23 protein-coding genes are annotated in these 23062 nt (G+C 38.6%); 11 read left to right on the top strand and 12 right to left on the bottom strand.

All coding sequences use genetic code 11. The features are described 5' to 3' along the window. Positions 1–12 precede the first annotated feature (12 nt). The gene (gene pyk / locus ASG14_RS03145) at positions 13–1443 is read right to left on the bottom strand and encodes a pyruvate kinase (RefSeq protein ID WP_056869587.1); all 1431 of its coding nucleotides are present in this window, start codon (positions 1441–1443) and stop codon (positions 13–15) included. 147 nt (positions 1444–1590) lie between these two features. Continuing rightward, a complete protein-coding gene (locus tag ASG14_RS03140) occupies positions 1591–2010 on the bottom strand; it encodes an IPExxxVDY family protein (RefSeq protein WP_056869586.1) in 420 nt (139 codons plus the stop codon). Between the two features lie 157 nt (positions 2011–2167). Between ASG14_RS03140 and ASG14_RS03135 the strand changes: the two genes are divergently transcribed. The 3 genes from ASG14_RS03135 (at position 2168) to rnc (ending at position 4500) form a co-directional block, all read left to right on the top strand. Further along, the gene (locus ASG14_RS03135) at positions 2168–2404 is read left to right on the top strand and encodes an acyl carrier protein (RefSeq protein ID WP_008508386.1); all 237 of its coding nucleotides are present in this window, start codon (positions 2168–2170) and stop codon (positions 2402–2404) included. Positions 2405–2425: 21 nt separating this feature from the next. Then, positions 2426–3679, top strand: a complete 1254-nt coding sequence (gene fabF / locus ASG14_RS03130; RefSeq protein WP_056869585.1) for a beta-ketoacyl-ACP synthase II — start codon at positions 2426–2428, stop codon at positions 3677–3679. Positions 3680–3771: 92 nt separating this feature from the next. Continuing rightward, positions 3772–4500, top strand: coding sequence for a ribonuclease III (gene rnc, locus ASG14_RS03125; protein ID WP_056869584.1), 729 nt, complete (start codon positions 3772–3774; stop codon positions 4498–4500). A gap of 59 nt (positions 4501–4559) precedes the next feature. Here the strand turns inward: rnc and ASG14_RS03120 are convergent, their stop codons facing one another. Further along, on the bottom strand, positions 4560–5273 hold the full coding sequence (locus ASG14_RS03120) for a hypothetical protein (RefSeq protein WP_056869583.1): 714 nt from the start codon (positions 5271–5273) through the stop codon (positions 4560–4562). A gap of 203 nt (positions 5274–5476) precedes the next feature. On the opposite strand from ASG14_RS03120, the gene ASG14_RS03115 reads away from it, so the two are divergent. The 3 genes from ASG14_RS03115 to nadD all read left to right on the top strand — a co-directional run bounded on the left by ASG14_RS03115 (position 5477) and on the right by nadD (position 7561). Then, complete coding sequence (locus ASG14_RS03115; protein ID WP_056869582.1) at positions 5477–6340, top strand: YicC/YloC family endoribonuclease; 864 nt, start codon at positions 5477–5479, stop codon at positions 6338–6340. Between the two features lie 67 nt (positions 6341–6407). After that, on the top strand, positions 6408–6977 hold the full coding sequence (gene gmk / locus ASG14_RS03110) for a guanylate kinase (protein WP_056869581.1): 570 nt from the start codon (positions 6408–6410) through the stop codon (positions 6975–6977). 11 nt (positions 6978–6988) lie between these two features. Then, complete coding sequence (nadD, locus tag ASG14_RS03105; RefSeq protein ID WP_056870218.1) at positions 6989–7561, top strand: nicotinate (nicotinamide) nucleotide adenylyltransferase; 573 nt, start codon at positions 6989–6991, stop codon at positions 7559–7561. Positions 7562–7628: 67 nt separating this feature from the next. On the opposite strand, the gene ASG14_RS03100 is transcribed toward nadD, so the two are convergent. Together ASG14_RS03100 and ASG14_RS03095 are read right to left on the bottom strand one after the other, a co-directional pair. Next, on the bottom strand, positions 7629–7976 hold the full coding sequence (locus ASG14_RS03100; RefSeq protein WP_056869580.1) for a hypothetical protein: 348 nt from the start codon (positions 7974–7976) through the stop codon (positions 7629–7631). A 96-nt stretch (positions 7977–8072) separates the two neighbouring features. Further along, complete coding sequence (locus ASG14_RS03095) at positions 8073–8774, bottom strand: SAM-dependent methyltransferase (RefSeq protein WP_056869579.1); 702 nt, start codon at positions 8772–8774, stop codon at positions 8073–8075. Positions 8775–9054: 280 nt separating this feature from the next. On the opposite strand from ASG14_RS03095, the gene ASG14_RS03090 reads away from it, so the two are divergent. Further along, positions 9055–10752, top strand: coding sequence for a DUF6600 domain-containing protein (locus tag ASG14_RS03090; protein WP_056869578.1), 1698 nt, complete (start codon positions 9055–9057; stop codon positions 10750–10752). Between the two features lie 51 nt (positions 10753–10803). Here the strand turns inward: ASG14_RS03090 and ASG14_RS03085 are convergent, their stop codons facing one another. Beyond that, complete coding sequence (locus ASG14_RS03085; protein WP_056869577.1) at positions 10804–11436, bottom strand: HAD family hydrolase; 633 nt, start codon at positions 11434–11436, stop codon at positions 10804–10806. Between the two features lie 79 nt (positions 11437–11515). On the opposite strand from ASG14_RS03085, the gene ASG14_RS03080 reads away from it, so the two are divergent. The 3 genes from ASG14_RS03080 to ASG14_RS03070 all read left to right on the top strand — a co-directional run bounded on the left by ASG14_RS03080 (position 11516) and on the right by ASG14_RS03070 (position 14020). Next, a complete protein-coding gene (locus ASG14_RS03080) occupies positions 11516–11743 on the top strand; it encodes a YtxH domain-containing protein (RefSeq protein ID WP_056869576.1) in 228 nt (75 codons plus the stop codon). A gap of 62 nt (positions 11744–11805) precedes the next feature. Further along, positions 11806–13206, top strand: coding sequence for an MBL fold metallo-hydrolase RNA specificity domain-containing protein (locus tag ASG14_RS03075; RefSeq protein ID WP_056869575.1), 1401 nt, complete (start codon positions 11806–11808; stop codon positions 13204–13206). A 73-nt stretch (positions 13207–13279) separates the two neighbouring features. Then, positions 13280–14020: a class I SAM-dependent methyltransferase gene (locus ASG14_RS03070; RefSeq protein WP_369817213.1), complete on the top strand. Its 741-nt coding sequence runs from the start codon at positions 13280–13282 to the stop codon at positions 14018–14020. A 135-nt stretch (positions 14021–14155) separates the two neighbouring features. Here ASG14_RS03070 and ASG14_RS03065 read toward each other — a convergent pair whose 3' ends face one another. From ASG14_RS03065 to ASG14_RS03040, 6 genes are all read right to left on the bottom strand, one after another. Beyond that, positions 14156–15232, bottom strand: a complete 1077-nt coding sequence (locus ASG14_RS03065; protein WP_157274815.1) for a DUF5694 domain-containing protein — start codon at positions 15230–15232, stop codon at positions 14156–14158. 171 nt (positions 15233–15403) lie between these two features. Continuing rightward, positions 15404–16561: a M28 family metallopeptidase gene (locus tag ASG14_RS03060; protein ID WP_235528495.1), complete on the bottom strand. Its 1158-nt coding sequence runs from the start codon at positions 16559–16561 to the stop codon at positions 15404–15406. Positions 16562–16656: 95 nt separating this feature from the next. Then, positions 16657–17574, bottom strand: coding sequence for a DUF6607 family protein (locus ASG14_RS03055; protein ID WP_056869572.1), 918 nt, complete (start codon positions 17572–17574; stop codon positions 16657–16659). A 6-nt stretch (positions 17575–17580) separates the two neighbouring features. Further along, complete coding sequence (locus ASG14_RS03050; protein WP_056869571.1) at positions 17581–18741, bottom strand: PepSY domain-containing protein; 1161 nt, start codon at positions 18739–18741, stop codon at positions 17581–17583. Between the two features lie 9 nt (positions 18742–18750). Next, positions 18751–21138 (bottom strand): TonB-dependent siderophore receptor, encoded by a 2388-nt coding sequence (locus ASG14_RS03045; RefSeq protein WP_056869570.1) that lies wholly within the window; start codon positions 21136–21138, stop codon positions 18751–18753. Between the two features lie 266 nt (positions 21139–21404). Beyond that, positions 21405–22115, bottom strand: a complete 711-nt coding sequence (locus tag ASG14_RS03040) for a DUF4397 domain-containing protein (RefSeq protein ID WP_056869569.1) — start codon at positions 22113–22115, stop codon at positions 21405–21407. Positions 22116–22375: 260 nt separating this feature from the next. Here ASG14_RS03040 and ASG14_RS03035 point away from each other — a divergent pair, with 260 nt between their 5' ends. Next, on the top strand, positions 22376–22918 hold the full coding sequence (locus ASG14_RS03035) for a hypothetical protein (protein WP_157274814.1): 543 nt from the start codon (positions 22376–22378) through the stop codon (positions 22916–22918). The last annotated feature ends 144 nt before the right edge of the window (positions 22919–23062 follow it).

Raw genomic sequence — 23062 nt, 5'->3', positions numbered from 1 at the left:
AAAGTTTAAAACTTAATCGATAACAGTAATTTTTAGCATATTGGTTTTACCTTTTGCCTCCATAGGGATAGCGGCAGTGTTAATAACAATATCACCTTGTTTAACCAGTTTTTTGCTTTTCAAGAATTCGTTAACTTCAATAATTGTGTTATCGGTGCTCTCCCATTTATCGTAATAGAAGCCTCTTACACCCCAAAGTAAACTTACAGCGTTTAGCAAAGCCCTGTTGCTTGTAAAAATAAAAGTTAATGCTTCCGGGCGGTGACTCGAAATTTCGAAAGCAGTGTAACCGCTTAACGTCATAGAAACGATGCCTACTGCATTTGTTTGTTTAGCTAGAAAACATGCTGAATCACAAATTGCATCACTTAAAAAAGAAGCAGATTTTGGTTTCAAGAACTTATCAGGATTAAACGGATAATTGTTTTCTTCTATGTTTTGAATAATTTTCTGCATCGTTTCGATAACGATTAAAGGAAATTCACCAACCGAAGTTTCGCCACTTAGCATCACTGCATCAGCACCATCCAATACAGAGTTTGCAACGTCGTTTACCTCAGCACGTGTAGGCCTAGGGGTTGTAATCATGCTTTCGAGCATTTGCGTTGCTACGATAACAGGTTTAGATGCAGCTCTACATTTTGCAACAATCATTTTTTGCAATAACGGAACTTCCTCCATCGGACACTCAACACCCAAATCTCCACGAGCAACCATAATACCATCGGTAACGGCTATAATTTCATCGATGTTGGCAATGGCTTCAGGTTTTTCAATTTTTGCAATTACGCGGGCAGTTTTACCACGCTCAGCGATTATTTTTTTAAGCTCGATAATATCTTCCGCCTTACGAACAAAAGATAAGCCGATCCATTCAACATCGTTTTCAAGAACAAATTCCAGGTTTTCGCGGTCTTCCGGCGTTAATGATGGAATAGAAACCTTTGTATTTGGAAGGTTTACACCCTTTCTTGATGTTAAAATCCCGCCATGAACAATTTCGCACACAACTTCATCTTTCAAGTTGGTCGAAATAACTTTCATCTGAAGTTTTCCGTCATCTAATAAGATAATCTCTCCAGCCTGAACATCCTGAGGAAAGTTTTGATACGTAATGTAAATGCGTTCTTCGTTACCGATACATTCATTTGTAGTAATTACGGTGGTTGCGCCATTGATAAGGTTAATACCACCTTCTTTAACCAAACCGATACGAATTTTCGGTCCTTGTAAATCGGCTAAAATACCAACGTTGTAATCATATTTTTTATTCAGTTCGCGAATGGTGTCCAAAACCGCCTGATGATCTGCCTGAGAACCGTGAGAGAAATTTAAACGACAAACATCTAAACCGGCATTAAACATACTATATAATACATCTGGTTTAGCTGAAGCGGGGCCGAGTGTGGCTACAATTTTTGTTCTGGAATGAAAAGGTTTCATTTAATATTTGATTTAGCAATGCTGTTTGTTGTCTCAATTAATTAGTTAAAATTAATTAAACCGCATTAAATTTTATATTTATTTTGTTTTGTACAGTGTTTTATAACCCTCAAATATAGTGTATTTAATACACCAAGTATATAATTTTTATATTACCAAATTCTCTTTCGATTTCAATTTAGTGGGTTCGATTTTTGCAGCTACCTGTATATCAGGCAGTTTGTTTAATCCGTTTATCAGATAATTTAAATCTTCTTTATCAATAAATTCTTTTATTATGATGAAAAAATCTACATTACTCATTTCCGGAACCAACACGCCATCACTGCTTTTATTACTAATCAGGTAATACTCAACCTCCCCCTGTTCTACAAAAAAGTAGTATTTAGAGAAAGACCAGGCCGGCTCATCAACGTTGAAAAAAATTTCATGATCTTCAACTTTAACAAAGTGTGTGTTTAAACGCGTATTAATTTTGTGGCACAAAACATAATCTTTAAGCGGCGCAGTTATTGCAATCAGTATGAAATCAAGGTCTAAGGTTAATTTTAGATAAGTTTTATTCAAAGCGAAATAAATTATTTACAGAACGAAATTAAAAAACTAATTCTATATTCGCTTGTTATTTGAGAGCCAAAATTTCGGTTCGAAATAAAAACATTTGAAAATTGTAAGAATTTATTTTTCTTTGCACAGAATTATTTAACCATTAAATTATAAAATTATGTCTGATATTGCTTCAAGAGTTAAGGCTATTATCGTAGAAAAACTAGGTGTTGACGAAAGCGAAGTTACGCCAGAGGCTTCATTCACCAACGATTTGGGTGCAGATTCTTTAGATACCGTAGAATTAATTATGGAATTTGAAAAAGAATTTAATGTAGCTATTCCTGATGATCAGGCTGAAACCATCGGTACAGTTGGTCAAGCGATTGCTTATTTGGAAAAAAACGTTAAATAGAATTACGCTTTTTCAGTATAAATGGAATTAAAAAGAGTAGTAGTAACAGGGTTGGGTGCGCTCACTCCTATAGGCAATAATGTTCCTGATTTTTGGGAAGGATTGACTAATGGGGTGAGTGGCGCTGCTCCTATTGTAGGTTTTGACACTGAAAAGTTTAAAACCAAATTCGCTTGTGAGGTTAAAAACTTTAATCCTGAAGATTTTCTGGAGAAAAAAGAAGCCCGCAAATTAGATCCGTTTGTACAATATGCTCTTGTAGCAACAGATGAGGCTGTTAAAGATGGTGGTTTCGAATTTGAGAAATTAGATACCAACAGAATCGGCGTTATCTGGGGTGCAGGCATAGGTGGATTGAAAACTTTTTTGGATGAAATTTCTAATTTCGCCAAAGGAGATGGTACGCCAAGATACAATCCATTTTTTATCCCTAAAATGATTATTGATATTGCTCCAGGGCATATCTCTATCAAATATGGCTTGCGTGGGCCAAATTTTGCAACTGTTTCGGCATGTGCTTCTTCTACAAACGCAATGATTGATGCATTTAACTATATCCGTTTGGGTATGGCAGATGTTATCATCAGCGGCGGCTCTGAAGCAATTATTAACGAAGCGGGAATGGGTGGTTTTAACGCCATGCATGCATTGTCTACACGTAATGATGATCCTCAAACAGCTTCCCGCCCTTTCGATAAGGACAGAGATGGTTTTGTTGCAGGTGAAGGCGCAGGTACAATTATTCTGGAAGAACTTGAACATGCAAAAGCAAGAGGTGCAAAAATTTATGCAGAACTTGTTGGCGGTGGTATGAGTGCGGATGCTAATCACATTACAGCGCCACACCCCGAAGGTTTAGGTGCCAGGATGGTGATGACAAACGCTTTAAGAGATGCCGGTTTAACAACTGCCGACATAGATTATATCAATGTGCATGGAACTTCTACACCACTTGGTGATATTAGCGAAACCAAAGCCATTGCTGATTTGTTCGGGGAAGATGCCTATCGCTTAAACATTAGCTCAACAAAATCAATGACTGGGCACCTTTTAGGTGCAGCCGGAGCCATCGAAGCAATCGCTGCAATTCTTGCTGTTAAGAATGACATTGTTCCTCCAACAATTAACCACTTTACAGATGATCCTGCATTCGATCCTAAATTGAATTTTACTTTTAATAAAGCGCAAAAACGTGAAGTTAGAGCCGCTTTAAGTAATACATTCGGTTTTGGAGGTCACAATGCTTCAGTAATTTTCAAGAAATACGAAGATTAACAAAAACCCCTGCTATATAATTTTGTATGCTAATTAAAAATAGATAACTTAGTTAAATATGCTGATTAGCCGTTAATTGTGTTATTTATTTAATGCCGATATTAAAATTATATAAACTTTACCTTTCTCCCCAGAAGGAGTTTGTAAAAAAGCTTAAGAACATTCTTGGCTTTATTCCGGGAAATGTAACGCTCTACCAAATGGCGTTCAGACACCGATCTGTGGCTAAAGTTTTAAAGAACGGCACACGCAGCAGCAACGAACGCTTAGAATTTCTTGGTGATGCCGTGCTGGGTTCAGTTATAGCCGAATTGCTTTTTAAACATTATCCGTATAAAGAGGAAGGTTTTTTAACGGAAATGCGTTCTAAAATTGTTAACCGGGCCAATTTAAATCAGTTGGCAAAAAAGATGGGCTTTGATAAGTTAATTCAGTTCGACCAACGTTCGGTTAGCATTCAAACTAAGCATAATTCCATGCTCGGCGATGCCTTCGAAGCCATTATCGGCGCCATTTACATGGATAAAGGCTACAATTTTACTAAAGAATTCCTCTTGCGGAGAATTGTTAAACCGCACATCGACATCCATACACTGGAACTTACTGAAACGAATTTTAAAAGTAAGCTAATTGAATGGTGCCAACGCCATGGCAAAGATGTTTTATTCGAACTCGCTGAAAACGGCGAGGGAGAAAGCACAAAGCTTTTTACGATTAGCGCAATGGTTGAAGGTGAAAAAGTTGGAACAGGCAGAGATTACAATAAGAAAAATGCGGAAAAACTTGCTGCCGAAAAGGCATGCGAAGCGCTTGCTATCTAATTTCTGATTCACGCATTGAGCTAACGAAATATTCGATCACTCCAAAAAAATCTACAAAGCTACTTTCCTTTTCCAAGTGTATCGGTAAACTTTTTCGACGATTCCTTTATGTATTTGATGTAATCGTAACTGTTCCAATGTTGTGCTTTTTGGAAATCAGGCCGGTAATTTATCATATAGTTTTCAAGGGTATCGCCACGTAATGTTGTATTATTTTTTATGATACTTGGATTAAAGTATACATCAATCTGCGATTGTTTTATTTCATTATCAGCATAGCGACTAAAGCGCCGGGCGTTTTTAGGATCTTTACCAACCAGGTTGTATAAACCATTTAAAGGGTTAAATACTGCCGACAGAAACGAAGATTTACCACCATTGTAAACACCTTTGTTCTGAAATTCTCTTTTAATATCGGCTAAGTCTTGCTTTTTCGTGTTACCAATAATGGTTACTTCATTTAGCATTGTGCTGCTTCTAACCAGGTAGATAAGAATATCCTGCGTACCATGCACAATAATCCGCTGATCATTGAGATAAGTTTTTGCAATTAATAAGGTATCTCCAACAGCCGCTTTTATTTGGAACATACCTAAATCGTTACTCGTAACACCAATTTTAGTGCGCTGGTTTTGAATGTTCGCTAACGCAACCCGGGCATTTGCACCCTTTTCAAAAACTACTCCTTTCAAAATAAATTCCTGAGCATTAACAGAAAATGAAGCAGCTGAAATGCAAAGGATAATTAATAAAAGGCGATAGCGAAACTTCATTGCGTGAACTTATTTTTTTGTAAAATTAACAATTGTTAACCATGTAAACTGTTAAAGGAACGTTAATAACTACAGAATGTTTGTATTTCTGCACCAATAAATGTATCGCTTTAGCCACCTTAATGCTTTAGCACGCACGATTACTGAACAACCGCCTGCCAACCGTAAATTTATTTTTTCTATCTTTGCGCATGATAAAATCCATGACAGGATACGGCTTAGCAACAGCCGATTATGCAAATGCAAAATATAGTGTCGAAATCAAATCGCTCAACAGCAAATTTCTGGAGCTAAATTTAAAATATCCAAAAGCTTTTTCTGATAAAGAACTGATTCTCCGAAACGTTTGCAGCAAAGATATTGAACGTGGAAAAGTTAGTTTAAGCATCACCGTAGAACGTAATTCGGGCGAAATTACTGGCGCAACCATTAATACAGCTTTGCTTGCGCATTATTACAATCAATTAATATCGGTAAACGAAGAATTAAAGGCAAATAGCTCAAACTTATTGCAAACTGCTTTAACTTTCCCTGAAGTTATCAGCTATAAGGAAGAAAGCGTTAGCGAAGATGAATGGAATCAGTTGTACAAAATTTTCACCGAAGCCTTAACGAATTTCAACAGTTTTAGAGCAGATGAAGGTGCTGTTTTAAAAGCGGACCTCGAACTGAGAATCAAAAATATTCTTTCTTACTTCAAATCTGTTGAGGAATTAGAACCGAAAAGACTTTCAGCCATCCGCGATAAATTTACGCAGTTTTTGGATGATGCCGTTGGCAAAGTTAATATCGACCAAAACCGTTTCGAGCAAGAGTTGATTTATTACATCGATAAGATTGACATTACCGAAGAAAAAACGCGATTGAAAAGTCACTGCGATTACTTTGTTCAAACCTTATCAAGTAAAGAGGCAAATGGAAAAAAACTTGGTTTTATCTCGCAGGAAATCGGCAGGGAAATAAACACCATGGGTGCTAAAGCAAACGATGCTCAAATGCAGCAGTTTGTTGTTGGCATGAAAGAAGAATTGGAAAAGATAAAAGAACAGTTATTAAACGTATTATAGAATTCTAAAAGCTAAAAATCAAAGCTTAAACTTTCGATTTTTAGCCTTTAGTTTTTAGTCGAAAAAAATGAAGCAAGGCAAATTAATCATATTTTCAGCGCCTTCAGGAGCAGGAAAAACCACAATCGTACACCATTTATTAAGTAAGTTTCCTGAACTGAGCTTTTCTATTTCTGCCACAACCCGCGAACTTCGTGGTGCTGAACAGCATGAAAACGACTATTATTTCATCACAAAAGAAGAGTTTTTGCACAAAGTTGCCCGCCAGGAATTTGTTGAGTTTGAAGAAGTTTATAATGGGACTTTTTATGGAACATTACGTTCCGAAATTGAGCGGATCTGGAACGAAGGCAAGCACGTAATTTTTGATATTGATGTAGAAGGTGGCATTCGTTTGAAAAGAAAATACGAAGAAGATGCTTTAGCAATTTTCGTTCAGCCACCATCGTTAGAGGTACTTAAACAGCGCTTAAGTGGCCGTGGAACGGATAGTGCAGAGAAATTGCAGGAACGTTTTATTAAGGCTGAAAAGGAATTGCTTTATGCAGATAAATTTGATGTGATTTTGAAAAATTACGACCTCACAACCGCTTGTACAGAAGCAGAAAAATTGGTTGGAGATTTTTTAAATGGTTAGCAAAAACTAAATTGAAAACTGGTTTATTCTTCGGCTCGTATAACCCGATTCATACCGGGCACTTAATTATTGCCAATTATATGGCTAACCATACGCAACTCGATGAAGTTTGGCTGGTGGTTTCTCCACATAATCCTCTAAAAGATAAAAGCGGACTAACCAACATGTACGACCGCCTGGAGATGGCGAAGACTGCAACTGAGCATGCCGAAAATATTCGCGTAAGCGACATAGAATTTGCCCTGCCGCAACCCTCATACACCATTGATACCTTAACTTATCTCCATGAGAAATATCCTGAGAAAGAGTTTGTTTTGATTATGGGCGCTGATAATTTAGTTTCTTTTAAGAAATGGAAAAATTATGAGGTCTTGCTAAAAAGTTATCAAATATATGTTTACCCCCGCCCCGGTGCCGATGTTTCGGAATGGGAAAATCATCCATCAATAACTTTTACAAACACGCCTTTGATGGAAATTTCATCAACATTTATCCGCAAAGCGATAAAGGAAAAGAAGAATGTACAGTTTTTTTTACCCGATAAAGTCGTCGATTTTATAGACGGAAAAGGGATGTACAGGTAGCAAAGCCAGACTAATCAATAACTTCTTGTACATCTTTATATTTAAATAAAGCACCATCAGGATTTTCCTATATCGTTAATTCTAAACCTTTTAACTCTGCTCCTGAATAGCCTATACCTTTGCTTTCTTTAATTTTACTAAGCCTCGCCCAGTTATCTACTAATACAACGGCAGTCGAATTATAATCGGTTCCACGAATGTTAATTTCTACGAATTCCTGATTATCCATTACTTTGTATTTACTGAAGGAATATATCAATGTGCCGTCGTCCGCCTTTATCTTTTTTGCAAGGTTATTTTTGTATTCTTTGGAATCACGATTCTTTGTAAAAGTCGAACTGTTTTCCTTAGCATTTTTACATGATGAAAATGCAATCACAAGGATTAAAGCAAATTTCACAAATCGGTTTCTCATGATCTTAGATTTGAATATTAAGATAAAACTTCAAACTGTAAAGTTCTAAAATATATAGTTGACGACTATTTGCTTGAACGAACTTTAGGTTAACACCTAATACAACAAAAATATTGTTGGTTTTTTGTGCAGGTCTATTTCTTCTTTACGCCAATTGTAGATGCTTTGGGTTTTGATAAACTCATCTGCTCCGGTCAAATTACTTGCAATGCAAAGTTGCGTATTTGGTTTACAACTCTTTAAAACTTCTTCAAGCATCTGGTTATTGCGGAAAGGAGTTTCGATAAAAATCTGTGTTTGCTTGTAGCGGCTGGCCGACAAATCCAAGTCTTTTATACGCTTAGTGCGTTGTTCCTTATCAATAGGTAAATAACCCCAAAAGGCGAAACTTTGTCCGTTAAAGCCTGATGCCATTAACGCTAACAGGATCGAACTTGGCCCAACCAATGGAACCACTGTAATGCCACGTTTGTGCGCTTCGGCCACAATATCGGCACCAGGATCTGCAATACCGGGGCACCCGGCTTCACTCATTAAACCAACATTTTTGCCAGCTTTAAGTTCGGTAAAAAATTGGCCTAAATCTGTACGGTTGTGTTTGCCATAGTCATGAACAATCAAATCTTTCTGAGGTGTTTTTAAACCGGCCTCTTTCAAAAATCTTCTGGCAGTTTTACTGTTTTCTACAATGTAGGTATCTATTTGATTTATAGTATCGACAAGATAAGGCGTAAAAGTTTTGTGAGCGACCTCCTCGGCCAGAGGAACAGGAATAAGATATAATGTACCGTTTTGCATGATGCAAAAATACTCACAATAAATAGAATTTAAGTTTTAAAGTTTTCGCATTGTACAATATAATGTCTGCCCGAACACGTGGTGTAGCAAATTTTATTTCTAACTGACTTATTTTCTGCACAATTATACCATGTTTAAAACGTTAAATAATAGTTAAATATGCCCTGCAACGCAATATATCGAAGAAAAAATAAAAACTATGCTTGCATATTAAACCAATAACGTTTTTGGTTCTCTAATTGATACACACACATTAGGTTATTAAAATATAAACACACAAATGAAAACACTGAAAACTACGGCACTTGTGCTGGGGCTGTTTGCGCTCCTTGCCGGAACCACCACCCTCGCCAGGGCACAGGGCTACGAAGAAAGTTACCAGGATGATGGTTACAGCACTGGTAATGTTTCGCTTCAAACGTTTTACGACGAATTGTCTCCTTACGGAACCTGGATTCAAGACCCACAGTATGGTTATGTGTGGCGCCCTGATGTAGATCAAAACGAATTTCGCCCTTATTACACAAACGGGCGTTGGGCGATGACAGAATATGGCAACACATGGGTTTCCAATTACGATTGGGGCTGGGCGCCTTTCCACTATGGCCGTTGGGTAATTAATAGCTACAGACAATGGATTTGGTTGCCAGATACCAACTGGGGACCTGCATGGGTTGATTGGAGAAGCGGAGAAGGTTACTATGGATGGGCACCAATGGCACCGAGCATCAATATAAATTTAAGCTTTGGCCGCCGATACAGTGTACCTGAATTCTGCTGGAATTTTATTCCTCAGGCAAACATATACATCAACACTTTTCCAAGGTATGATTACGGACGCAACAATGTTTACATCCGCAACACCACAATTATTAATAACACTTATGTTTACAACAGAAGAAGTTATTATGGTGGACCAAGACTGGAAGATATCAGACGTGCAACAAACAGAAATGTAACCGTTTACAGATACGCACAAAGCAACAGACCCGGCGCCAGCAGGATAGACAACAGATCGGTTTCTATTTACAGACCAAGACCAGAGCGTGGAGGAGTTGACAACCGAAGTGCTGCGCCAAGGAAATTTGAGCAAGGAAATGCAGGTTTCAGCAGAAATGGAAGAAACGACAACAATTACTCAAATCGCGATCAGCGAGGTGGAAATAATAACGACAACCGGTTTGGGCAGCGCAATGATAATAGAATGTCTCAACCTAATCGTGGGGAAAACGGAAATTTAGATAATCGCAGAGATAATAATAACCAGCAAAATAACAGAGCTGGTGTTTATAATCGCGATGCGAATGGAAGAACTGAACGTGCGAATCAGGATTTTGGTAATGCAGAGCAACGAAACAGGCAATCTGCCGACCGTACGCAGGCACAAGGAAACCGCGATCAGCAACGCATCCAGCAGATGCAACAAAGAAATCAGCAGGATAGAATGAATCAGGATCAGCAACGTGGTCAGCGGGATGTGCAAATGCAACAACGTAATGCGCAGATGCAACAACAACGTTCTCAGCAGGCAGATCAGCAAAGGGCGCAACGTGATCAGCAAATGCAACAACGAAATGAGCAGATGCAGCAGCAACGTTCTCAACAGGCAGAGCAACAAAGAGCGCAACGCGATCAGCAAATGCAACAACGCAATGAGCAGATGCAACAGCAACGTTCTCAGCAGGCAGAGCAACAAAGAGCGCAACGTAATGAGCAAATGCAACAACAGCGTTCTCAGCAGGCAGAGCAACAAAGGGCGCAACGCGATCAGCAAATGCAACAACGAAATGAGCAAATGCAACAGCAACGTTCTCAGCAGGCAGAGCAACAAAGAGCGCAACGCGATCAGCAAATGCAACAACGAAATGAGCAAATGCAACAACAGCGCCAACAGCAAGCTCAACCGCAACAGCAAAGTCGCGGGGGTGGTGAAAGAGGCTCAGAAGGCGGAAGGCCTGGCAGAGGTGGAAGAGGATAAAATTTTGAAAGCCCCGATGAGCAATCGGGGCTTTTTTTTTGCAAGGCTTAGCTATGCTTGCCCCGCTGCTTCGTGGAGATTACTAAAATCAGTTCCTCTAAAAGTGGTTTTCGCATCTGGATGCAGATTTTCGGGATCTAGTAAAAATGTTGTTAACCCCAATTCCAAACCAAACCTGATTTCAGAATCAGCGTCATCGCCAATCACCATAATATCATTAGTGTTAAGGTTGTGTTTGCGAATTAAAGCTTCGAAAGCATCTTTTTTAGTCTGATCAGAAGTGGTGACATCAACAACATACACCTCTTCAAAATCATCGGCTATACCAAGCATTTTCACCTTTGTAGTTTGTTTCTTGTAAAAGCCAGCTGTAACTATGAATTTTCTGCCTTTAAGCGATTTTATAAAATGATAATCTTCACCCGGTGTTAATGGGGATGTCACTTCACCGTTCACCAGGTATTTAATTGCATTATCAATAGCCTCTTTCTTAAATCCGAATTTCCGCGCTACCTTTTGAAATGGTACCCTAAGCATTTCTTTCTTTGCCCGCTGATATTCTTCATCAGACACACCTAAATCCTGCTCCTCCAACACCTTATACAAGCCGCTCATCAACTGTTCTTCGTTGGGTTTGGTAAAATAAATTGTATTGTCCAGATCGATAAAAAATATGCTTTTCATTGTGGTTTGGTTTTTGCGTTGTTAAAAAAATAAAAACAGCAAGAGCTAATTTATGTTTAATAATTAAAGAACTACAATTATGACAAAGGAAACAAAAATTATAGTAGGCGTTTTAGCCGGCGCAGCATTAGGTGCAACAATCGCATTAGCATTATCATCTGATTCTTCAGACGAATTGAAAGGAAAAGTATCTGATTGGTTTAGCGATTTATTGGATTCATCAAAAGATAAACTCGCAGGCCTGGCTGACAAGGCATCGGGTGTAGCGGATAAGGTTAAAGATAAAATAGCTGATATAAAAGCTTAAATAATTGGAGATGCCGGATAATTCCGGCATTTTTATTCAATTATAATTTCTAACCATAAACAATGAAAATAACTTTTCATGGTGCTGCACGTACAGTTACGGGCAGTAAGCACCTAATTACGCTTAAAAATAACACGCAAATACTATTAGATTGCGGCCTTTTTCAAGGCATGGGCGAAGTTACCGATAAACTTAATGGCTACTTCGGTTTCGACCCAAAAAAAATCACATATCTTATTCTTTCGCATGCACATATCGACCATTGTGGTTTGTTACCGCGATTGGTGGGCGAAGGATTCGAAGGAAAAATTTTCTGCACATCGGCTACAATGGATTTAGCCAGAATATTAATGATGGATTCTGCAAAAATCCAAACGCAGGATGCTGAATTTGCCAACCGACATTTAAAACCGGGGCAGGAAAAAGAACAACCATTGTACACAGAAGATGATGTGGTGAAAACTGTAGGCAATATGAAGATTGTTGAATATGAGGAAGATTTCGAGATTGAGCCGGGTATTCGCCTGAAATTTACCGACGCTGGCCATATTCTGGGAAGTGCCGCAGTTCACTTAACAATTTCCGAAGATGGAAAATCAACAAGGATAACCTTTAGCGGTGATGTAGGCCGCTATGGCGACTTACTTTTAAAAAGCCCGCAGCAGTTCGATCAGGCAGATTTTATTTTAATGGAATCTACCTATGGCGACTCTTTACATAAAGATTTAGAGCCAATAGAAACTATGCTGCTTGAGGTTATAAATAATACCTGCAATATAAAAAAAGGGAAAGTTATCATTCCTGCATTCAGTGTAGGGCGTACGCAGGAATTGCTTTATGCCTTAAACGGACTGGAGTTAAAAGGCAAACTACCAGATGTTCCTTATTATGTTGATAGTCCACTATCGTCAAAGGCAACAGAGATTTTAAAAAATCATCCTGAAGTTTACAATAACGGTGTTAAAGAAACACTGAAAATTGACCACGATATTTTTGGTTTTAAAGGGCTCCGGTTTATTGAGTCTGTTGAGGAATCTAAGGCGCTGAATCAAGATCCTCGGCCTTGTGTAATCATATCAGCATCAGGCATGGCCGAAGCTGGCAGAGTAAAACATCACATCAGAAACAACATAGGCAACCAAAAAAATACAATTTTAATGGTTGGATATTGTGAACCGTCATCGCTAGGTGGCCGGTTAATTGCCGGACAAAAAGTTGTAGACATTTTTCATGATGATTACGAGGTTCGGGCCGAAGTTCGTTCAATTAAATCTATGAGTGCCCATGGGGATTATGAAGATTTATTGAAATTTTTATCCGGTCAGGACCCCGAAAAGGTAAAACAACTTTTTTTAGTACATGGCGAATACGAAGTGCAGCAAAATTTTGCAACGAGATTGAGAGAACACGGATTTAAACATGTTGCAATTCCTGATTACCATCAGGAGTTTGAACTTGAATAAGTATCCGGAGATATAAATCAAAATTTTTGCAGGCGGATAAATTTCGAAGCTTTACTAACGAAAGCTTCAAAATTTGTCCGCTTTTTTATGGTTTTCGCTTCTTAAGCTTTCTGGTTATCTTTGCTGCATGGATGTTTTTGGTAAAGCGCTAACAGATTTTTACAAAACCGGCAAAGCCGATGTGCTTTGGCTTCACAACTCTTACGATGAACCGGAAGAAATGCCCATAGATTTTTTCTTTCGCAATGATGAGGAAATGCCGGTTATGGAACTTCAGGCATTACAAATGTGCAGGGGAAGGGTTTTAGATATCGGCGCCGGCGTGGGCAGTCATGCCCTGGTTTTACAAGCTTTCAATATTGATGTAACCGCGATTGATATATCCGAAGCAGCAGTGCGCATTATGGAAGAACGCGGGGTAAAAAACCCGCTGTTGCAAGATGTATTCAGTTACGAAGAAAAATTCGATACACTTTTAATGCTTATGAACGGCATCGGATTAACAGGAACATTAATAGGTTTTAAAAATTTTCTAATGAAGTTGAAAAGCCTGCTTAATCCGGGCGGACAAGTGCTTTTCGACACCTCAGATATTGCTTACCTCTACGAAGATGCAGCCAAACCTGAAAACCAATATTACGGAGAGGTTTCTTACCAATACGAATATCAGGGAGAAAAAGGCAGCTGGTTTAACTGGCTCTATATCGACCCTAAAACGGCAGTGTTAATTGCCGAAGAAACGGGCTGGTTGAGTGAAATTATTTTCGATGATGGCGAAGACCAGTACCTAATTAAACTAACACTGCCTGGATAAGCTGAAATTTATTATTGAAGCCGTTTAAATTTGTGTGTTGCAGTTTAAATTTAAAGAGCGCACAAGAAGTTACAATGGCTAAAATAAAATCCTCCTCCATATTGCTGGAGAAGGATTAGGAGCATTTAAGATCACTTAGCGTAAATCGTTATAATTTATAATTTTCACGTCAGGGTTTTTAGCTAAAATTTCTTCCATCCAGGTTCTGTGCGCTGCTCCTACCCCAACCACAACTCGTTTTGCGTTTTTTATTCTGGCCTGGTTTATAATGTTTTTGCACATACCTGCATTTCTGTTTGTCCATTCTGCCACCATTTCTTTCAGCGCTTCAGTCGGGAAACCCTGGTATCCGTAAAACTTACGTCCGCCGTAAAAATTCCACGCTTCAATTAAGTCGCCATATTTTGAACTATTCATGCCGGCATATTCGTCGGCGTTAAATTGTTTTGCCTCAGCAGGTGCATAAGTCCAGTATTTCTCTATTGCGGTCATTGTTTTTGCTTCGGGCGATAAGGAATCTGCTTTGGCTTTCGAGGCCATTATTTTATACAGGGAATCTGTTTTTCCCCATGCAATGCCCCAGGGTTTATCATATGTCTGGCAATCCATATTGTAAATCTGGTTTTGGCCAAGTTGGAAAATCAGCGGAAAATAAATCTTGTTGTACTCGCTTCCTGGCCTGATAACACCCAATTTCTTTAAAGAATCTATACTGCCGAACATTTTTGAGTATTCAGCCAATTCTTCCTTACCAAATTTAGGTTTCATATAATTTTCCAGCACAAACATCTGGTAATCGAAGTTTCCCCTATCCCACATTTTAGAATATTCTACAGCCAAATTCATTCTGGTTTTGTGGTAATAAGGAAAGGAAGCCAGTGCCTTTTGATTTCGTGATATTTCTTTGGCAATGTTTTTCGGTGTTTTAGGGTTAAGCTTATTAATGTAATCTACTTTTTTCGCAAATGCTTTTTTTGCCCAGTTATCGTCTTCCAGTTTTCCATAGTCTTCGGCAGGCAAATATTCTCCAAAAACCATATCTGGTTTAAAGTTTTTTAGCTTATCAATAACGGCTGTAAAGTTTTGAACTGATTTTGAATTATCGTGACTGGATGCAACTACAACAATTTCAATTTGATTTTGAGCATTTGATTTGAATGCAGTTGCTATTAGAATTAACAATGCAAGGCTGATTTTCTGTATCTTTTTCATGATGAATTTGGTTTTGATTTGTTGATTCAAAGATGCGCACAGAATAGAAAGCGGCATATTTTATTATCCCAAAAGGTTAAAACTTTATCCAAATCGGGAAAAAGCTGAAAACGTATTTCATAACGAAAAAAAGGTAACTCGAATTGGGTTTGGGTAAGTTCGTCCAAAAAATCAGTTGTTAAGTATGATTTTGTTGAAGTTTACTATCAACCTAAACAAATCATTATACTCAGTTAGTGGCAAAGTTTCAGGTTTATCAAATACATCATGGTACGCTGCGATTCCGCCTTGCGTGTAAAAGAAAAAAGCAGGAACGCCTTTTTCGGTAAAAAAATAATGGTCGCTATTTGCCGCTTTTCCTCTCGAATTTATTTTTGAAATCAAGCCGCTTTCCTGGTTAACCTGATTTAAAATTGAAAAGGCTTTCGGATAAATGCTTGCATTAACAACGGTCATTCCACTTTCTCCCGTTCCCACCAAATCAAGGTTAATAAGAAATTTTATTTTACCCAGGAAGATGAGCGGATTTTCTGTGAAATACCTGGAACCTAACAAACCTGCTTCCTCACCAGCAAAACAGATAAAACCAATGGAATAAGGTTGCGGATTTTCCGCATAATATTTAGCAAGGCTTAATAAAGTGGCCACACCCGCAGCATTATCATTTGCGCCCGGGAAAAAAGTTTCCGCTCCCATGCCACCCAAATGATCGTAATGGGCAGTTATCATCAGTATCGAATCGGGGTGTTTCGTTCCCTTTACATAGCCGATAACATTCGCTGCTTTAAAATTCGAAACAAATTTATGCTCAATATCTACCTTAATGGAATCAGGTTTTTCTTTAAAAAATTTTCTGCTAATCTCGATTCTTGTTGTCGGAGAAACCTCCGATGCAACCGACCAGGTTAACTTGTCTTTTAAAACAACCTGTAAGTTCGGGCCTCCATCATATAAAACCGAGTCAATTTTTCTCAGCTTTATGCGCTTATTTAGGGATGGACTTTCATTATTTACGATAAAATCTTTTCCGGGCAATAGTTTTTTACCGTTAACTTCTACAAACATTTTACCAGGAAAAGTATTAACGGGATAGGTAAATTCCTGCTTATAGTTTTTGCCGATGGGCAGCAAGCCAATTTTTTCGTACTCAGCAGCCAAAAAATCTGAGGCCTTTCCCATGCCATCTTTAGTGTAACCCCTGCCCCAAAACTTTTTTGAGGTTAATTGATTAATGGTTTTACGCACATAAGCCGAATCCTGACTATAACCCTTGGCAAAAGTGAACAAAAAAAATAGTATGAAAAGATGCTTCAACGTAGAATATTTCATGCTGGCAATTTAAACATTGTAAACAATTCAATAGTAGAATAAATAGAAAAGGCAGCTAAATTTCTAGCTGCCTTTTCGGAAATATATAAGTTAAACTAATTTACAAGATATGCTTGCAATGCCGCTTTAACTTTTTCTTTATTCTGATTTGCTGACCATTTTTCTTTAATCGATTGGTCGCCGAGGGTAAACAGCGTTTCGTAAAGTAATTTCCCGTTGGCCATCGTTTTCACTTTAAACGTATCGCTGCTGCCGATAATGTCGGCCCAAACGCTCCGAACATCTTCCCAATAGTTTTGCTGAATCTGCCACCACTTCTTCGCATAGTCGAACTTTTTCGGGTCTGTTTTAGTAAATTCTTCATAACCTTTTTCCACAGCCAGAAGTTTATCTCCATTCGGTGTACGGAGCAATTTCTTATTGTCCTGCTCAAACATCCAACCCTCTTTGGTAATGGTAATTCTACTACCGCGATTTAATACATTGTAATCTTTTCGGACCGTCGATTCTCTTCTGGGAAGTGGAGAATCGGTTTCGCTAGACCAGGAATCATGGCCACCAACATGGCTCCAGGTTCCGTAACCCTGGTACCGCGGGCTATCATCAACCTGATAAACTTTTTGAGTCCATTTTCCTTTAACATCTGCAGCAGTTAAATTCCCTTTTTTCCATGCATTATCTTGCGTGTATAGCATAATGTTGGTGTCTTCATAAGTCCAATCTTGCCGCCAATGCTTAATTACTGTGCTGTCATCAATGGCTAACATATGTTGGATAACGATTCTTTTAGGCTCATCAACAATAATTTCAGCCCATTCGTTACCATGACTTCGGTAAGGTTTACTAAATGTGTAATCCGGATTTGGAGAAGTTACTTCGCCGTAATTGAAGTTCACTTTGTAAAAACCTGCTAAAGATTTAATCGCCTTTCTGTCTTGCTCTAATTTCTCCTGAGCGTTAGCACCGGCTGTTAAAAGTACGGTAAGTAAAAGGAACAGATTTAAGATCTTCATAACGGTTTATTTGATTGTTGTGTTCATTTTCTTCTTTTTCTTGTTTCTTCCTATCCAGATTAAAACACCTGTAATTGGCATGCTTGCCGCAATCAGGCTTGCGAAGAAAGCAATTATCTTACCTGGCAAACCAGCTATTGAGCCAACGTGTATATCATAGTTCATGCGGTAAATTTTGTCGGCAGCACTTATATTTTTAAATTTCCCAAAAGCATGCTTAACTTCAATTTCTTTGAAAGTATGCTGATCAAAATACCTGTAATCTGTTTTCCAATACGTTTCAGCATCAGGGTTTTTGGCAACCTCTATGGAAGCCTTTTCATTTTCAGGCACATGAACATCAAGGCTTCCCTGAAATTTTGGGTCGGCTTTTACATACGATTCCCAAATTTTATCGGCCGCCGGTGCATTAACTTTTAAACTGGAATTTTTTGTGGTATCAGAAAAGGCTTCGCTAAATTCGGTTAAAGATTTCCCGCCGGAGGTTACAAAATACACCGATTTTGAAAACCATTGAAAACCCATTACCATTCCGGTTAAGGCGATAAAAATTATTATCCAGGTGATGTAAAAACCCAGTACGTTATGAAAATCGTAATTTACGCGGCGCCACTTTGCATTCCATTTAACTGTAAAACGTTGTTTTGATGCTGCTTTATTTTTGGGCCACCAAAGAATTAATCCCGATATCAACAGCAAAACAAAAATTAAGGTTGCGCTGGTTAAAATTGGCTGCCCAATGTTCGGCGGCAGCCATAAATAGTAATGGCCCATGATAACAATCCTAAAAAAATCATCATCCATGTTCTTCACCTTTAGCACTTTACCCGTGTATTGATTAACAAAAACGATGTAATAGTATTCGGGGTCGAAATTGTAGTAAACAACCTGAGCGCTATTTCCAGGCTGATAATTAATGCTGTGCGCATGTTTACCAGGTAAGGCCTTATCTGCAATTTCCTTCAGTTTTGTTGGTGGCAACAAAGCTTTGTTTTGCACTTCGAGCTTTCGGTAAGGCTGACTAACGTTTTCAATTTCCCTTTCGAAAGCAAGAATACATCCCGTAATCCCTAAAAAGCAAACAAATAGCCCGGATGTTAATCCGAGCCAAAGGTGGATTCTGCCCACCCAATATTTAAAGGTTTTATTTTTCTTTTTTTCAGACATCGACGCTGATTAAAATTTATAAGCAACACTTACTCGGTAATTTCTAGGTGCTTCTGCTTGATAGTAATAAGCGTTTAAATACTGGTAATACGAGCCGCTAAACAAATATTTGTTCAGGATATTAAAGGCATTACCTGTAATTTTGAATTTCGAATGTTCGTAAAACAATCCGCCATCAAGCTTAAAATAGTTTGGCAGCTTTTGAAGCCCGACACTCCACGTGTCTGTTGCGCGGCCGGCCAGGTAGGTAAATCCTGCAGAAACGCCAGAGCCTTTGAGTGCACCATTTTGAAGCGTGTAAGTTAGCCAGGCATTAGATACATGTTTGGCGAAACCCGGGATAACATCGCCAACATTAATTCCTGTAACGCCCGGCGTAACTTCGGTAACTTTCGAATCTGTATAAGCATAGTTTGCAATCAACGTTAAACCATCTGTAATTTTACCTCTTAAATCAAACTCAATACCCTGCGATTTTTTTTCACCTAAAACTACGCTGAAATTTTGCCCTGGCGAGTTTGTTGGGTCGGCAGTTAATTCATTTTGTTTAAGTATTCTGTAAGCTGATAAAGTTGTGTTCCACTTTCCATCGAACCAGTCTTTCTTAATTCCGACTTCATTATTCGTTCCGGTAATTGGCTCAACTTTGCCGCCATTGCGGATTAAGCCGCTTTGAGGTGTAAAGGCTTCATCATGAACTGCATAAATTGCGGTGTTTTTATCTACCGAGAAACTTAAACCAACACGTGGCGTAACTTTTTTAGCTTTATCTGGCGCAGCTCCCCAAGCCGACTGACTTACAAAAGTATAGCGACCGGCTAAAGTTAAACGCAGTCTATTATCAAAAAAGCCTAATTCATCCTGAGCATAAGCACTCAAATACTTCGAATCCATTAAGCCGCCGGCGTTAATTGCCCGCTGTTGTAAAGATGTAATTCTGTCGAAATTCGGAAAACCATTTGCCGGGAAACCGAAATCTGGATTATTCAAATCAAAAGGCGAAGAAGGCAGGTCTAAATCATGAGACTGACCCCAATCGGCCATATAATTTTTCTTACCCCCATCAAATCCAGCCAAAATTCTGTGGTTTACACCGCCTGTTTTAACCTGGCCATTAATAAATAGTTGGGCCAGTTTCATGCTGCTGGCCGCATCCCAGATGGCAACGTTCCTGATAATTGTTCCATTTGCGTTAACCGCAGATGGCCAGGAACTGTAACCTACCTGGCTATAGTTGAAATACGCAGCCTGAGCCGTTAATTTCCAGTTTTCGTCGAAATTATGTTGCAGGTTTAAAAATAAGCTTTGGTCGTTAATACGTGTTGGAGGCAAGTCGGGCTGGGTCATGGTTGCCTCACGGGGATAAGTTGCATATCCCTTCGGAGAAAAAATATAGTACGAACCAACTTCAGTCATCTTTGCATTTTGAAAAGTATATTCTGCAGTAATTTTGGTTTTATCTGTAAGCTGATAACTTAACACAGGTGCAACACTGTAACGGTCATTTTGCTCATAAGGGCGGAAAGAACCTTTATTTTGCACCGCGGTATTTAGCCTGAACAATAATTTTCCATCACTGGTTAATTTATGATCAAAATCTACAGTTGTTCTGTATAAATCGAAGCTGCCAAGCGTAAAAGACACTTCGCCTCTGTTAAATCCGGTTGGCTTTTTTGTTACTACGTTATATAAACCGCTTGGGTCGCCGTTACCAAGCATAAAACCAGCAGGCCCTTTAACAAATTCAATATGGTCTACAAAACTCATATCTTCGGTAAGCGGGCCCCAAAACGAGGAGACAACGTTAAATCCGTTGCGCATTGCCTGAATTTGAGAACCACGCATTGTAATATTTGTATACATATCGCCCCAATGTTCTACCCGAACGGCGCCGCTAACATTTCTAATTAAACCATCGCTCATACTAATAATCTGCTGGTCTTTTATTACCTGATCACTTACTGTTTGAATGTTTTGAGGCGCTTCGAGCAGTGGCTCGTTTAAGCGCAGCGATGCCGATGGCAGACTAATTTTATATCGGTTATTTTTTCCCGCGATTGTAACCTCTTCCAAAGCCTGGTCGTTTTCAGATAATACAAAGTCGATGGTTTTAGTTTCACCGGCCGCAACGGTTACTGGTTTCTCCGAAGCATTTATGCCAACCGCCGAAGCCTTAATGGTGTAGCTTCCTGCCTTAACCCGATGAATCATAAACTTACCGTTATCATCAGTTAATGTACCATTTCCATTTCCTTTCAAACCGACCGAAATGTAGGCTGCCGGCTTGCCGTTAGCAGTTGTAATGGTACCCTTTATGTTCGAAAATTGCTGTGCAAAAGCGCCGAGGCTGAGAAACGAAATAAAAACTGAGAAACTGAATAGTCTAATTGTATACATCTTAAATTTATTTGGATTAATTCTAAACAGTCGCAAAATAACGGCAGAAAATTTTATTATCCAAATTATTTTGAATAATTCTAAATAAGAGTGTGTAATTGATACAATAAGCCTGGCTTAATACATCTGTATTTTAGAACTATACGAGATTTTAAATGAGTTTTTGTATTTCAAATTATTGCTTTGTATAATTTTCGACATAAAAAAAAGGTTGCCTTATTGTAAGGCAACCGCAAAATATTGTTGTTTATGGTGGAGAAATCAGGCTATTTCACAGCTAAAACCTGTAAGTTCAAACTTCTTTCAGTATCGTTTGCAGGTGTAATCAACCCTCCACAAATAACATCATAATAAGTTCCTGCCGAAAAAGTTGCATCGGTTTTAGTTGTTCTAACTATTCCGGAGGCGGTTTCTTTAGCATCCAATGAGTAAGTACCCGGGGCTACTTCTACAAAACTGCCCGCAGTTTTGAAGGCTTTGTTTGCGCCATAAGAAGTGGTAGTTCCGGTTTTTATCAGGTCTAACGCCGGTGCATCGGCCGACAGATTAATAAACCTGATGTAGGCTTTATCCGCAGAGCCACCATTAAGGGACTCATTAATCAGAAAGCCGTCCAGTTGCCCGGGTTTATTGATTAAATAGTATGAATAACTTGCACCGGCATTCATTGAAATGTCTTTGCTAAGCAAACTTTCTATCGAACTTCCACTGGTAAATTTTAAATTATAAGTGCCGGCCGGCCTGGAAACGTAAGAAATTGAACCTGCAAATGGTAGAGCTGCCGAATTGAGTGCGTTACCACTTAAATAAACGTTGTAGGTTGCTAAGGATGGAGATTCGTTTATAATTCTTAAATACGACATTGTGATATCGGCATTTTCCGTTTTGCCGCACGAGGCTAATGCAGCCGCTGCTGAGCATATTAAAAGTACACGAAAAGAGATTGCTTTGAGATAACTGAAAGTAGAAGTCTTCATAAATTTAGGGATTGAATTAAGTTTCTATTAAAACGGATGTGCTCATATATTCGCTACAGCCGAACAAATATCAGTGTTAAATACCAAATGAGAATGTTAAATCTTGTTAAGCACATGTTAAAATATATTAAGGATTTTCTTCCCCGAAAAACAAAACAAACAATTGCCTGTTCATATAAAGTTTACTTAATCGTTCACTAACCTTAATGTTAAATAACGATTATAATTTTATTTTTGCCAAACCACTTAACCATTTAAAAATGATAAAAAACATCTCAACACTAGCACTTATTTGTACAGCAGTAATTGCAATTTCATCGTGCAGCAGTTCAACAAAAGACAAACCAGCTGATACTACAATTACTAAAACGGAAACAACTGTAACCGTACCGGCTAAATCGGAAAATGCGCCAGAAACTGTTGATTATTCAGTAATGCCAGACAGTGCAATTTTAGGCAAAGCAAGAGAAGCGCTGGTAAAAGTTACTTCAGCATCATCAATGGAGTTGAAAGATGCAGAAGGCAAAGCGACCGGTTCTGAACTTACATTAAACTTACAGGTAACCAACAAGAGCACATTAGAGGCTAAAAAGTTTTTCTCGGTATCGAGTTCAGACGCTAGATTGGAGTTAGATAACGGAACTTCAATTACCGGAAGAGAAAGCTCAGGAAACACAAATCCGGAGCCAGAAGCATCATCGCAAGCAGTTTGGTCTTTCCAGCTGCCACCAAACGCGAGCCCTAAAAAGTTAAATTTCTTCTTAGATGGAACTAGGGTCTCAGTTGGCCTTTCCAAAAAATAAAAAGAAAAAGCCCCGGAAATTTCGGGGCTTTTTCTTTTATTAAAATTATAAAAAATGTAAAAAAGTTAAAAAATATTGTGTAACTCAATTATTATTTAAACCTTTGCACCTCAATAGAGTTAAAGCCGTTTAAATACGCGAGAA

The sequence above is a fragment of the Pedobacter sp. Leaf194 genome, from assembly GCF_001423945.1.
GTDB lineage: Bacteria > Bacteroidota > Bacteroidia > Sphingobacteriales > Sphingobacteriaceae > Pedobacter.
This window is presented reverse-complemented; position numbering and strand designations above follow the sequence as displayed.

Coding starts and splice junctions, on each gene's coding strand:
- pyk (WP_056869587.1), bottom strand. CDS start 1,443: ATGAAACCTTTTCATTCCAGAACAAAAATTGTAGCCACACTCGGCCCC.
- ASG14_RS03135 (WP_008508386.1), top strand. CDS start 2,168: ATGTCTGATATTGCTTCAAGAGTTAAGGCTATTATCGTAGAAAAACTA.
- fabF (WP_056869585.1), top strand. CDS start 2,426: ATGGAATTAAAAAGAGTAGTAGTAACAGGGTTGGGTGCGCTCACTCCT.
- rnc (WP_056869584.1), top strand. CDS start 3,772: ATGCCGATATTAAAATTATATAAACTTTACCTTTCTCCCCAGAAGGAG.
- ASG14_RS03120 (WP_056869583.1), bottom strand. CDS start 5,273: ATGAAGTTTCGCTATCGCCTTTTATTAATTATCCTTTGCATTTCAGCT.
- ASG14_RS03115 (WP_056869582.1), top strand. CDS start 5,477: ATGACAGGATACGGCTTAGCAACAGCCGATTATGCAAATGCAAAATAT.
- gmk (WP_056869581.1), top strand. CDS start 6,408: ATGAAGCAAGGCAAATTAATCATATTTTCAGCGCCTTCAGGAGCAGGA.
- ASG14_RS03100 (WP_056869580.1), bottom strand. CDS start 7,976: ATGAGAAACCGATTTGTGAAATTTGCTTTAATCCTTGTGATTGCATTT.
- ASG14_RS03095 (WP_056869579.1), bottom strand. CDS start 8,774: ATGCAAAACGGTACATTATATCTTATTCCTGTTCCTCTGGCCGAGGAG.
- ASG14_RS03090 (WP_056869578.1), top strand. CDS start 9,055: ATGAAAACACTGAAAACTACGGCACTTGTGCTGGGGCTGTTTGCGCTC.
- ASG14_RS03085 (WP_056869577.1), bottom strand. CDS start 11,436: ATGAAAAGCATATTTTTTATCGATCTGGACAATACAATTTATTTTACC.
- ASG14_RS03080 (WP_056869576.1), top strand. CDS start 11,516: ATGACAAAGGAAACAAAAATTATAGTAGGCGTTTTAGCCGGCGCAGCA.
- ASG14_RS03075 (WP_056869575.1), top strand. CDS start 11,806: ATGAAAATAACTTTTCATGGTGCTGCACGTACAGTTACGGGCAGTAAG.
- ASG14_RS03065 (WP_157274815.1), bottom strand. CDS start 15,232: ATGAAAAAGATACAGAAAATCAGCCTTGCATTGTTAATTCTAATAGCA.
- ASG14_RS03060 (WP_235528495.1), bottom strand. CDS start 16,561: ATGAAATATTCTACGTTGAAGCATCTTTTCATACTATTTTTTTTGTTC.
- ASG14_RS03055 (WP_056869572.1), bottom strand. CDS start 17,574: ATGAAGATCTTAAATCTGTTCCTTTTACTTACCGTACTTTTAACAGCC.
- ASG14_RS03050 (WP_056869571.1), bottom strand. CDS start 18,741: ATGTCTGAAAAAAAGAAAAATAAAACCTTTAAATATTGGGTGGGCAGA.
- ASG14_RS03045 (WP_056869570.1), bottom strand. CDS start 21,138: ATGTATACAATTAGACTATTCAGTTTCTCAGTTTTTATTTCGTTTCTC.
- ASG14_RS03040 (WP_056869569.1), bottom strand. CDS start 22,115: ATGAAGACTTCTACTTTCAGTTATCTCAAAGCAATCTCTTTTCGTGTA.
- ASG14_RS03035 (WP_157274814.1), top strand. CDS start 22,376: ATGATAAAAAACATCTCAACACTAGCACTTATTTGTACAGCAGTAATT.